Below are 12,411 nucleotides of genomic sequence, written 5' to 3'. Positions count from 1 at the left end.
GCTAGTCCTCTTTGGAAAAAAGGTGAATGGCGAATCCGGCTACTGACCCAAGCATCCAACCGCAGAAAACATCACTGGGATGGTGCCAGGTCAGGTAAATGCGGCTGAAGGCCACGGCTGCGGCAAAAGAGCCCAGTCCCAAAGTCAGCAGCAGGTTCCGGTAGCGTAGAATCAAGGGCAGGCTTGCCCCGTAAATTTCACATGTATGGCCCGAAGGCATGGAGTGGTAAGCCCCCCGTGTGGACATAGGTTCGAAGAACGGACCTTCTCCAGGGCGGGGCTTGCCGATGGCGATTTTTAGAAAGCGGACAGCTATCAGGCTGACAGCCAGCTGTACGCCTATAAATACAAGGGCGAAACGAAGACGCGATTTATCGGTCTTGCGCTGTTTGATGCCTGTGATCAGAAACCAGAGGTAAATGGGATAAAAACAGGCGTTACCCCAGTTGGTAACGATTTTGGCAAAGGATTTCATATCCGGGTGGGCCTGCGCATGGGCATCGAAAAAGGCCAGCACTTCCGCTTCGCTGCCGAAGTTGAAATAAAGGGCTGCAAAAATCAGCAGCAGGGGCAGGGAACCCAGAAAGTAGTGGCAGAAGGTCAGGTTTCTATGAATGAAGGAATTCAATTACCTACTCCTCGTCATTGTCTGATTCGTCCTTGGCAGGAACATCATCCGGGTGCTTGTCCGTGGTGAATTTATACCATGTTTCCTTGTCCGTATTCAGTTCCGCAAGTACTTCAGAAAGTTTTTTACCTTCCTTCTTCCAATACTTGTATTCGTGGTCCGGGCAGGAGAACGGGATAACCAGTGTGCCGTCTTCCATGAGATAGGGCATGTCTTGCTTAGTATCACTCATGGGCACGGTTTACACGTTGACGGGAGAGGATTCAAGCAATGTTTTCGTAAGAAAATATATTGTAATGATCAAAGCGAAAGTCCCTTGCAGCGGGCAGGTGCTGCAAGGGATTTTCTTATGATGAATTAACTTACTGGACGTTGTTATCTGGCTGACCCTTTCAGGCCGCCTTGCGGTTTGCGGACACATTCATGGCCCGGTCCATGTGGCGGACTTTGGTCAGAATTTTTTTGACGATCCGTTTGTAGTGGGGCAGATCCTTGGGCACGTAGCGTGACTTGGCCCTTGCCAGACCTGCCATGTCGAGGATTTCGTTGTACAGGTAGGGCATGTAGAGCAGGTCCTGCCTGATGAAGAAATATACATCGTGCAGAGTCTTGTGGATTTCTTCCTGATTCTTGCCGTGCTTGCGGAAAAGTTTTTCCAGCCGCTTGGTGACGTGATTCAGGGATGAGGTCCACTTGGGGCTGCGTGGTTCAAATACCGGCATGTTGCGCGGGGTGGCGGTCATGTTCATGGCGGTCTTGAAGTGTTCCATGCTTCCCGGTACCGCGGAGAGCAGCCCTTCCATGTTTACTTCATTCATATCCACATTGCGGGTGCCTTCGATAACAGCACAGCCGCCGTAGAGGTTGAAGAACGGTGCGCGGAGATTTTTGATATCGTCTTCCATTTCGCGTTTGGAAGTCATGTACTGAATGGTGGAGGTCAGTTTTTCTCCGTCCGCATTTTCCAGCTCCACCAGCATAGCCGGGTTGTACTGGGCTCCGGAGTTCTGGTGACCTGATGCGTGGGAGACCTGACCTTTCCATGCGAAATCCTGTCCAACCATCAGGATGTGGTTGAATCCGCACCAGTCCAGAAATCTTGCCAGAGTGATACTGACGTTACTACCCGCATCGAAAACTTCTTCATGGTTGTTCAGGGCGAATGTTCCCAGTCCGCCGACAGTCCACATGGGGATGGTCGGTCCGGGGTATGCGGCAAGCACTTCATGATCTAGCTTGGTGGAGTAAATGAGCGGGATATCCTTGGCCCATTCATGGTCCAACTGATCATAAACCCTGCTCATGGAAGCGTTGTAGTCAATACCGATACAGAAGTGAGGCTTGATTCCGGTTTTCTGCACAGCGGGGAGACCCTGCAAAGAGGTGGTGAAGATTGCCTGTCCCGGATTCTTAGCCAGTTCCGGTCCGAACTGGGCCAGAGAAGGACCGGCACCAAGAACTACCGCACCCATGCCGCGTCCGGCTCCCTTGAGCGGGGAGATGCTGCCGTCTTCGAGAATGCGTGAAAAGTTGTCCAGCTCGTTGCCGACCATGACGTCCTGCTTGAGACGCAGGGTGGTCATTTCCACGGTAAAGGATTCCATTTTGTTGCGGATGGTGGCGGACCAGCGTGCGTATTCCGGTCCAAGCTGCTGGCTGGCCATATCCAGCCGCAGATAAATTTTACCGTATACGAATTGAAGGTCGAGGTCTTTAATGATACTCATCAAACTGTTTTCATCGACTGTGCAAAAATGGAGTTTTCCGGCCTCCATAAAAGGACGGTAGTCGGTCTGTCCCAGACAGGCGAGTATCATTTCCGGATTAGGGTCGGTAACAATGACTTTGTGGGTGTCGGGGGTGCTCATCAGTACCTGATTGAGTCCGTAGCCCACATTGCAGCCGACAATGAAAGTTGCACTGGTTTCGGCCTTTTCTTCGGCCTTCCAGCTTTTGTAGATCATGTTGGGCGTGACGGATTCAAACATCCCGGTGCCGTTTTCCATTCTCCAGTCGAGAATGCCCAATTTATTATTGAAGAGAGAGTCATGTAATTTCTCTTCGTCAATATCCTGACTGCTCAGCCAGGCATAAAAGGGCGGGTTGTATGTTTGAAGAGCTTCGATGTTGTCTTTAAGAAAAGGATAGGCTGACATTTGTTCCGTCCTTGGCGACTGTTTTTATTAGCTGTAGCTTGTACCGGGTTCATTCCTTACCCCGGTTTTCCAACCAGATTGATGATCTTCTGCTTTGTATTTGCAAAATGATTGCCAGAAATAAAAGGACGCGGACTCTTTTTTACTTTCTTAAAGATAATTAGCTGAAAGGATTAAATAAAATGTTTGCTCGTAATATTCTTGAATTGGTAGGCGAAACCCCCCTTGTTGAAATGCGGGGGCTTAATCCCAATAAAAATGTCAAGATTCTGGCTAAGCTGGAAGCCATGAACCCCGGCGGCTCCATTAAGGATCGTGCGGCAGGGGCCATGATCCGCAAGGCTGAGAAGTGCGGGGAGCTTACCGCGGATAAAATCATAATTGAAGCCACTTCCGGCAATACCGGAATCGGGCTGGCCATGGCCTGTGCAGTGCGCGGTTATAAGCTGATGCTGATCATGCCTGAGACCGCCTCCGAAGAACGCAAGATGATCATGCGAGCCTACGGGGCTGATATTATGCTTACCCCGGGGCATCTTGCCACGGACGGGGCCATTGAACAGGCTTATCGTTTCTACCGCGAGGAGCCGGAAAAATATCTGCTCATGGACCAGTACAACAATGAAGCCTCCATCGAGGCTCATTATGATGGAACCGGGCAGGAAATATGGGACCAGACCGAAGGAAAGGTTACTCACGTTGTGGCCTGCCTCGGTACTACTGGAACGGTCATGGGGATCACTAAGCGGCTCAAGGAGTTGAACAAAGATATCCAGATGATTGCCGTGGAACCTGAACCGGGGCACAAGATTCAGGGTCTCAAAAATATGCAGGAATCTTATCCTCCCGGCATCTACGATAAGCAGAAGCTGGACCGCATTATCCGGGTACAGGATAATGATGCATTTGATGCCTGCCGCCGTCTTGCCAAGGAAGAAGGCGTGTTTGTGGGTATGAGTTCCGGGGCTGCCATGGCCGGGGCTGCTGCTATCGCCTCTGAGCTTGAAGACGGACTGGTAGTGACAATTTTTCCCGATGGCGGCGAGCGTTATCTTTCCACTCCCTTGTTTCGTCCGCAGGTACTTAAGGGGCCGAAACTTTTTGACCACAGCAGCGGCGAGGACCGGGTGCTTTCCATCTCCGAGGCGGAGACCGGGCTTTTCACCATGGGACCGTCTTTTGATAATCCCTACGATCCTGAAGTGTTCCGGCGCATTGTGCTGCTGGATGTGCTGGCCCGTCATCTTGAGCGCGAGGGAGCCAAGGTTTCCGCGCTGGTGGGCCTTGCCGATCTTGAGGATCAGACTCTAGCCGCCTCCCGTGAGCGGGGTGTGGACCGGGAATCATTTTCTACTGAAGTTGCTACAGCCGTGCGCAAGGCCGCTTACTTATTGGGTGTACGCAAATCCATGCGCTTTGAACGTGCTTCCGAATCCGTTGATCGCACAGTGGAGCTTTGCCGGGCATTGCTGGCCCACGGCTTGGCTTACGAGAAGCTGCGCTCTGTATATTTCGATATTTCCCGCGACAAGGGCTACGGACAGATGTCCAACATGGATATCGACAAGGTAAGCCTCGGCAAGACAGTGGATATGGATGATTACGTGAAGGAGAATCCGCGTGATTTCACCCTGCTTAAGCGGGCTACTCTGCAAGACCTCAAGCTTGGTGACATCATCGAGACCGAGTGGGGCAATGTGCGTCCCAGCTGGTTTATGCAGCAGGCGGTCACCGCCCTTGAAGGGCTACCCGGAGTCAGTCTTATGCTGGCCGGGGAAATCCACCGTTTTCCGCATCTGGAAAATCTGCGAGCCATCTGGGCCGGGGCCGGGGTTTCCCCGCAGGCATGGATGGTGGCACAGCCGGTACTTCCCGGCGGTCCGGTACTGCCCTGTGTTGATGAACTCATCGAGCAATCCGGTCAGCCCATAGCTGTGCGTATGTGGATGCTTTCATCATCCTACAAGAAGCCGCTGGTTTGCAGCGAGCAATCCATTTCCATGTGGGTTAAGAATCAGCAGAAATTGCAGGAACTTGCCGCAGGGCTGAGCATCCATGCCGGGGATTCCGGTGAGGTGTCAGAAGATATTGATCAGGAAGTCTTCACCCTCAAGTCCGGGCTTTCGCAGGCCCTGAACGACAACCTCAAGCTGCATCGCTTCTGGCCCATCCTGTTCAGTTTCACCAAAACCATTAATTCCCAGCTGGGCAGCGCAAAACTTTCAGCCAAGGAAGCAAAATTCTGTCTTGATCAGCTTCTAGAAGTTGACGATATCCTAGGTATCCTCGATCACGAAGCCATGCCCGTTCCGTTCGTCTCTCTGCCTGAAGAAGCAAAGGATCTGCTGGAGCAACGCGAGCTTGCCCGCGCAAATAGGGATTTTGCCACTGCCGACGGCTTACGCGACAAGTTGCTGGAACTCGGTTTCAATGTAGAAGACAGCTCTGAGGGGGCGCGGGTTTTCCGGGTGAAGAATTAGTTGGTGCGCTTCGCGTTTTTGATAGATGATTTCGCCTCCGGCGGCCAAAGGGACTAAGCCCCTTTGGAATCCCTAATAGTTTTGATTATGGATGAAAATTAAACTTCCCCTGCCGTTTGGTGCGGCAGGGGGATTTTGTTTTGTTGCTTAATTAATATTTGTGAACTATGTTTGTTTCATGTTTTTGAGTTTTTAACTTTTTTTGTTATAAATTTTAAACAAATATATTTTCAAAATGTCTGTCAAAATATCTGTTGTTGAGCATATGACCTTTAAGACGGGAAAATTTAAATTTTCTTGTGAATTTGATTCAGCAGAAATCTTACCCCTGATGGTTGAGGCCCGTTCTTTGTCTAATTTGTTGCAGTCCCTGCCTGTATTGCCGGGGTTTCTGGCAAAGATGGAGACGGAGCTGATTCGGCGTTCCATATTCGGTACCGCCGCCATTGAAGGGAATCCTTTGAGCGAGGATGCTGTAGGCGAATTGTTGAAGATGGCTGACAGCTTGTCTGATGGTAAGGAAATTTCAGCAAATCAGGCTGAAAGGGAAATTCGAAACCTCAAGCGATTGTATAAAACTCTTGAAGATAGGGAGGTTGTGACGGCTGACCTGACGGAGAATTTTATTAAAAGTGTTCACGAGACAGTTACAGCAGGCATAGATTATTACCATAATTCTCCGGGGAAATATCGCAATGAAGTGGTGAAGGTCGGAAATGCCGAGCATGGCGGAATTTATACTCCTCCGAAAACCCTGTCGGATATCCGTGCCTTAATGGAAATTTTCATATCGTGGATTAATGCGCCAGAAATGAAAGTGGCTGACTTGTTGTTGCGTGCTGCTGCGGCCCATTACCATCTGGCAATGATTCATCCGTTTCAGGACGGTAACGGGCGTACTGCAAGGTTTATCGAAGCGGTGCTTTTGAGTTCAGGAGAGGGCGGCTTATTGCCCTTGATGATGTCCAATTTTTACTATCGCAACATAGATCGTTATTTCATCGCTTTTTCCGATTCCAGAAAAAGCGGAGACATGACCCCGTTCCTGAAGTTTTATTTTGAAGGCGTGATTGAAAGCCTCAGCGAAGTGCAGCAAAAAGTTCTTTCGGACTTGAATGCAGTACTTATCAGGGAATATCTTTCAGTTCTTCTGCGGGAAAAGAAAATTGTCAGCAGGCAGCATGACCTAATGCTTCAGCTTATTGAGACAGGTAAGGACGTATCTTTACGTGCTCTTTACGGCGATCCGGTTTTCAAACCCCTCTATATAAGTGTCGCGGAATCAACCGCACGCCGTGACCTCAAAAAGTTAATTGAGCTTGAGCTGATCAAGCCTGTTGCGGGCAAGAATTATGCTGTGAATTGGGATCGGTTTAAGCGGTTGTAAATTTGGTATGTTTTTAAATTAAGACTCCCCCTGTCGTTTGGTGCGGCAGGGGGAGTCTTGTTGTGTATTATAATTTATGCGTTACCGGAGAACGGTCACAAAGCATTTCAAGTTTGCGTTTAAGCATTAATGATCTTTTTTGGCTTTGTATAAAACTGTTTTCTTTCGGTTTTCCCGTGAAAGAAATAATTCCTGTTTTCTTTATGTTCTTATGGTTGTTTTTGTAGAAGTCCGCGGCATGTATAATTTGTCTGTGACCTTCTCGAATATCTGATCCTTTTAGTTCGACATATATTGCGCGTTTATCTGTGGTCACAACGTAATCGCAGGCTTTGGTGTTTTCCATAACACAGTTGTCAAAATCAATTACAGTGAATTTAATTTGAGCTTTATTTTCTAGCCTTACCGTTGCTTTGGATTTATTCTTTTTATCTTCTAAGACATGAATTTTCTTTTTTAGAACCTGTTCGCAACTCTTAGGCATCTGAAGCCTCTTCATTGAATTCTATGTCGAATATTTTATCGAATTCAACTCCGATTTTATCCGAAACACTGTCAATGCTATCAGCGTCAATTAACCCACTTTCTTCATCCATGATTGAACGAACTGTTCCATCTGCTTCTACCATGTACGCAGCTACGTCTTCTGAATTCAACCACTGATCTTCAGGGATAATATCTTTGACTTTTGAAGCTTTTTCTTCACTTTGCTTGCCTACAGTTCCTGCGTAAATGAGGTTGTTTACTGCTGTTAGGATGTAGGGGCTGTGGGTTGTTAGGGTTATGTTTGTATTTGTTTGGTTGTGTATTTCCGAGATGTAGCGAGTTAATAAATATTGTGCTTCTGGGAAGATGTGTGCTTCTGGTTCTTCGATGTAGGTGTGTTGGACAGAGGCTTCATTTACTCTGTTTAACCCAACTAAAATGGGGAGTGTTGCTTGCTGCCCAGATGAAGCATTAGCTAGACTTACAAGTCTTCCGTTTTCATTTATAACGTATCCTGAGTCTTGTCGTTCAATCTGTCCTTTGGTTATTGATTCTAGGGTGTTGCATGTAAGAGGTTTGTCTGTGGTATCTTTTTTTAGCTGTCTTGAGTATGCTTGTCCAAAGCGGACTAATAATGCGTCTACGTTGCTTTCTCGCATCCAAAAAGAATTATCTGCAATTATGTTAACTAAAGATCTTGATGCAGGTATAAATAAGTGAGTGTTTTGTGGTAGGACACGCATCCAGTCAAATGCTTCTTCCAGTTTTTCTCTTAATTTAACTATTTCAGTATAACTTAGTTCTGAATTATCCTTTGCAATTTCAATCGTGTCTTCTAGTCCAGCCTGTAGTTTCTTTATATGTTTTAGATCAGATTTAAGTATTTCAAAGTTTATCTGGTGTGCATCCGTTTCGGAGGATTCTTCGAAATTGTATTCATTCGGTGTTAATCCGGAATTTTGGAATATCCATACGTTATTGTTGTTGTCTGTTAACGTTATTTTAAAATCATTATTTATATGTCGTTGTTCAAAAATAGAATAGAAAAGATTAATGTATGCACTCTGCATATCTTCTGTGATGCTTTCTTCTGGTGAGATTATTTTGATTTCATACTCAGCTACTACTTCTTCCAAAAAATACAGCACCTTCGCAATCAAACTCTTCCCCGCAGCCTGCGGTCCGATCAGTATATTGAACTTTTTGAAATCCAGTTCGGCGTGCTTGATATTGTAAAAATTCTCGATCAGTAATTTCATATTTTCCTCGCAAAGTTATACCCGTGAAGTTCTTCATTCTTAGGAAATTGTCAATATTTCCCGAGAATTTTTAACTGCACGGGTAACTTGTGCTTGCGTTAATTCCCCTACTTCTTAGTCATCCGATAAACCCCATCCCAGATTTCTCCTTCTGGTACCGGGGGATTGAGCTTGTGCTCTTCGGCGCGCTTGATGAATACATCCGAGGGCGTGAATTTGGTATCGTCGTAGAGTTCGTATTTGTTGGCTTCCTTGTATAATTCAATGGCCTTGTCCCAGTTCTGGGCAACGTATTCTTCGCGGGCTTTGTTGAAGAGATCGAAGAGGATCTCCTCGTTTTCGGTCAGGCCGCCTTTCATTGCTACCAGTTCGTAGATGCGTACCGGTTCGTTTTTACCGACCACCTGAATATTATCGATAAGACGTGCTTCCACGAGATCAAGAAGTTTGTGGGTTTCGCCGTCAACTTCCACATCCAGATCAAGGGTGAAATGGGAGACTGCGGTAAAGATACCGAACTGTTTGGCTCCTTCTTCCAGACGGGCGGCGAGGTTAACCGCGTCACCCATCATGGTGTAGTTCATGCGCATGGATGAGCCCATGTTTCCGACCACTATCTCACCTGAGTTGACCCCGATTCTGGTACGCATGTTGTGTACAACCTTAGGCCATTTTTCGCCCTTGGCCCATTGTTCTTCAGGGAAATTCTTGGTGTTGCGGTCCGGTTCATCAGGGAGCTGAACTTCTTTGGCCCACTTGTCGCGCAATTCGAGTCCGGCCTGTTGCATTTTTACAGCTACCCGGCAGGCGCGCAGGGCGTGATCCGGCACATCCATAGGTGCACCGAAAAAGGCGATGATCGCGTCACCTTCGTATTTATCGAGGGTTCCTTTTTCTTCGATGAGAATATCGGTCATGACCGAGAGGTATTCGTTGAGCAGTTCAACCAGCTGCGGCGCGGTCAGCTTTTCCGAGAAAGTGGAGAAGCTCTGGATGTCGGTGAAGTAGGCGGTTACCTGCCTTGCTTCACCGCCCAGTTCCGGCATTTCGCGGTTGGAGAACATTTCGTCAATGAGCTCCGGGGCCAGATAGGATGAGAAGGTTGCTTGCAGGAATTTTTTCTGCCCTTCCTCGCGCCAGAATTTGATCAGGGTCAGCAGGGTGAAGTTTATTCCCAGTGCTATGAGTGCGTACATGGGTGTGAAGTATGCATTGTAAGCTTGGAAAATATAGAGCGATCCGTAGACAATGCCCGTTCCCATGGCCGCGATGGGCAGGATCATCCACATGGAGCGGGTCCATGTCAGCAGGATCATGGAGACTATGCCCGCCACAAGTACCAGCAGTAGCTCTAGCCCCGGAACCCAGTCCGGCTTGAGGAGGAAATCGCGGGTCAGGATGTTGTCTACAATAGTGGCATGCACTTCCACGCCGGGATAATCCGATGCAAAAGGGGTAACCCTTAAATCGCGTAGTCCTGCGGCAGAGGTGCCCATGAATACTATTTTGCCCTTGAGTTCCTTTTCACCGATCTTGCCGCTGAGGATGTCTTTGGCACTATAGTAGGGGAACTCTTCCATACCGCCCCGGTAGCGAACCATCATTTGCCCCTTGGCATCCACGGGGATGGTTGTTTTACCCACGCGGATGGATTCAATGCCGATGAGGCTGGTTTTGGCGATGATATTTTTACGCCCAAGGGCCTTCATTAATGTAGCAAGGGCAAGGCTGGGGTATTGCTTGCCGTTCAGGGTAATTATCAGCGGTACCCGGCGGACCACCCCGTCATAATCAGTGATGGAGTTGTAGAAGCCGCACAGGGGAGAGGCTTTTGCCAGCACCGGAAGCGGGCAGATGGCATCCAGCGCGGAGAGAGTCAGGTCCTTGAGCTGAGGGGCACCTTTGGCCCTGATCTGGGCAATGGGGACTGGTTTGGCAAAGCAGGGTTGGTCATTCACTGACGGAGCCTGTCCTTCCAGAAAGTCAAAATAAAATCCTAATACATAACGACCTTGCTTAAGAACATCTGCCAAAACCAGATCATTATCCATCAGCCCTTGAGGCAGACCTTTGAAATTGACGGTAACGCCTAGTTCTTCGCGCAGGCTTTTTTTAATGGTAGTCGGGGAAGTGCGGTCCGGCTCACCGATGAGAATATCAAGCCCGGTGGAAAGTGCCCCGGCCTGTTGGATTTTAGCCAGCAGCAGGGCCATGCGGTAGCGGGGCCACGGCCATTGTCCCAGCTCGGCGAGACTTTCATCGTCAATATCGACAATAACCGGGATGTTTGTTTTTTTTCCGACCGGACTGGAGCGCATGAACTGGTCGTAGATCTTGTAATCCACGAACTGAAGGATGGGCGGTTGAAAAATGTACAGGGAAGCCGCCATAATAGAGACTGCCAGCCCGGTAAGGAGCAGGAAAAATGAATCGGACCCGGTGATTTTTTTTAATATGTTCAGCATTTTTTTTGGATTGGGCTTGATTTTATGTTAAAAGATATTTGTAAATACTATTTATATATGTATGAATCGTCTGGATTTTTCAATTAATATTATATATATACTGAAAGTATAAAGAATAGATTAAGATAGAATTATACTGCAATGTTTTAATATAGTTGGATCTTTTGGGAGGGATTTGTTGTGAAATTAGTTCGAATTTTTATTCTGGGAATGGCGGTCAGCTTGCTGTTCGGTGCGTTCAGTGTTGCCTTGGCGCAACAGGAAATGTCCCCCATGAATCCAAAGCAGTCTGACGGCAAGCCTTATCTACGGGCAATTCTCAATGATCTTCTTTCTACCCATGATCGCATCAAGGCTGCGGAAGCCCGTGTTGAATCCGCTGAGCATCTTGTCTCCCAGAGCTGGTCCGGTTGGACTCCATCCGTTGATGTCTCGATTGAAGGTGGACGCGAGGAGATCGACAAGCCCGGCGGCGGTACCAATAAATACCGTAATGAACAACGTATTGAAGCCACCCAGATGCTGTACGATTTCGGCGGGGTGAATAGTAATATCGATAGCACCAATGCGCTGCTGAATGAATATAAAGCAGTCCTTGAGCAGACCCGTCAGGAATTGATGATTCAGGGTGTACAGGCTTATCTGGAGCTTATCCGGGCACGGGAAACCCTCAAGTACGCTCTTCAGTCCGAAGAAAGTATGAAGCGTCTTTCCGGTATGGAAGAAACTCTGGTTAAGCGTGGTGCCGGGCTCTCCTACAAGGAACTCCAGATCAAGGCACAGCTTGCCGGGGCGACTTCGTACAGGGTTACTATAGAGCGTTCTGTGCAGACTGCGCGTAACCGTTTCAAGGCTGTTTACGGCTTTCCCGTTACCATGGATGAAATCGAGAAGATGGTTCCGGTTGAAATGCCTTCCAGTTACATGCCTGCATCTCTTGATGACGCCATCACTCAGGCTCAGTCCCAGAACCCCATGCTGCTGCAACTTAAATTTACCAAGGAAAGGCTTTCCCACGATGTTGATGTGCAGGAAGCAACCCTTTATCCCAAATTTGAGTTCGTGGCTGAAGGTAAAAGAAGGGAGCAGGATCAGGGTGCAAGCGGTGTAAGAATGGAGAACAAGGCCACATTTCAGGTCAGCTATACGGGTTTCTCCGGTCTTTATGAATATGAAGCCACTCAGGCTGCTAAAGCCAATTTGCGCGAAATACGAAAAATGACTCTGGACGTGAGACGTGATGTTGAGGAAAAAGTCCGCAACGCATGGCTTGAGCTTATGACCCTGCGCAAAAACGCTGAGCTGTACAGAACTCAGGCCAACATCACCGCGGAATTCCTTGAGCTGATTAAGAAAAAGAGAGCCACCGGTGAACAGGTGGAGCTGCTTGATATTCTCGTCGGTGAAAGGGATTATTCTACAGCAACCAGTGCCAGCGTTACCGCTGACATTGACAATATTATCTTCGCCTACAAGCTTCTGTACGAAATGGGTATGATGAACATCGAAGTTTTCAAATAAGTTACAGGCGTAATTTAGAAGTTTACTGA

At 48.0% G+C, this 12,411-nt stretch carries 9 protein-coding genes; 3 read left to right on the top strand and 6 right to left on the bottom strand.

What is annotated here, in order from left to right; genetic code table 11:
* Position 1: 1 nt before the first annotated feature.
* The 3 genes from FMS18_RS07585 to FMS18_RS07575 form a co-directional block, all read right to left on the bottom strand.
* Positions 2 to 628 carry a phosphatase PAP2 family protein gene (locus FMS18_RS07585; RefSeq protein ID WP_163293152.1) on the bottom strand — a complete coding sequence of 209 codons (627 nt, stop codon included), beginning with the start codon at positions 626 to 628 and terminating at the stop codon, positions 2 to 4.
* A 4-nt stretch (positions 629 to 632) separates the two neighbouring features.
* Positions 633 to 860 (bottom strand): hypothetical protein, encoded by a 228-nt coding sequence (locus FMS18_RS07580; protein WP_163293151.1) that lies wholly within the window; start codon positions 858 to 860, stop codon positions 633 to 635.
* Between the two features lie 160 nt (positions 861 to 1,020).
* Positions 1,021 to 2,784 (bottom strand): 6-hydroxymethylpterin diphosphokinase MptE-like protein, encoded by a 1,764-nt coding sequence (locus FMS18_RS07575; RefSeq protein ID WP_163293150.1) that lies wholly within the window; start codon positions 2,782 to 2,784, stop codon positions 1,021 to 1,023.
* A gap of 182 nt (positions 2,785 to 2,966) precedes the next feature.
* Here FMS18_RS07575 and FMS18_RS07570 point away from each other — a divergent pair, with 182 nt between their 5' ends.
* Together FMS18_RS07570 and FMS18_RS07565 are read left to right on the top strand one after the other, a co-directional pair.
* On the top strand, positions 2,967 to 5,264 hold the full coding sequence (locus FMS18_RS07570) for a cysteine synthase (RefSeq protein WP_163293149.1): 2,298 nt from the start codon (positions 2,967 to 2,969) through the stop codon (positions 5,262 to 5,264).
* Positions 5,265 to 5,613: 349 nt separating this feature from the next.
* The gene (locus FMS18_RS07565) at positions 5,614 to 6,651 is read left to right on the top strand and encodes a Fic family protein (RefSeq protein WP_163293148.1); all 1,038 of its coding nucleotides are present in this window, start codon (positions 5,614 to 5,616) and stop codon (positions 6,649 to 6,651) included.
* Positions 6,652 to 6,718: 67 nt separating this feature from the next.
* On the opposite strand, the gene FMS18_RS07560 is transcribed toward FMS18_RS07565, so the two are convergent.
* From FMS18_RS07560 to FMS18_RS07550, 3 genes are all read right to left on the bottom strand, one after another.
* A complete protein-coding gene (locus tag FMS18_RS07560; protein ID WP_163293147.1) occupies positions 6,719 to 7,135 on the bottom strand; it encodes a hypothetical protein in 417 nt (138 codons plus the stop codon).
* Positions 7,128 to 8,396 (bottom strand): AAA family ATPase, encoded by a 1,269-nt coding sequence (locus tag FMS18_RS07555; RefSeq protein WP_163293146.1) that lies wholly within the window; start codon positions 8,394 to 8,396, stop codon positions 7,128 to 7,130. Before FMS18_RS07555 ends, FMS18_RS07560 begins: the two co-directional genes overlap by 8 nt.
* A gap of 107 nt (positions 8,397 to 8,503) precedes the next feature.
* On the bottom strand, positions 8,504 to 10,861 hold the full coding sequence (locus FMS18_RS07550) for a CHASE2 domain-containing protein (RefSeq protein WP_163293145.1): 2,358 nt from the start codon (positions 10,859 to 10,861) through the stop codon (positions 8,504 to 8,506).
* Positions 10,862 to 11,041: 180 nt separating this feature from the next.
* On the opposite strand from FMS18_RS07550, the gene FMS18_RS07545 reads away from it, so the two are divergent.
* Positions 11,042 to 12,382 (top strand): TolC family protein, encoded by a 1,341-nt coding sequence (locus tag FMS18_RS07545; RefSeq protein ID WP_368854153.1) that lies wholly within the window; start codon positions 11,042 to 11,044, stop codon positions 12,380 to 12,382.
* The last annotated feature ends 29 nt before the right edge of the window (positions 12,383 to 12,411 follow it).

The sequence above is a fragment of the Desulfovibrio sp. JC022 genome (assembly GCF_010470665.1).
In the GTDB taxonomy this organism is placed as follows: Bacteria; Desulfobacterota; Desulfovibrionia; order Desulfovibrionales; family Desulfovibrionaceae; genus Maridesulfovibrio.
The sequence above is the reverse complement of the archived record's forward strand: the minus strand, read 5'-3'. Positions and strand labels throughout refer to the sequence as shown.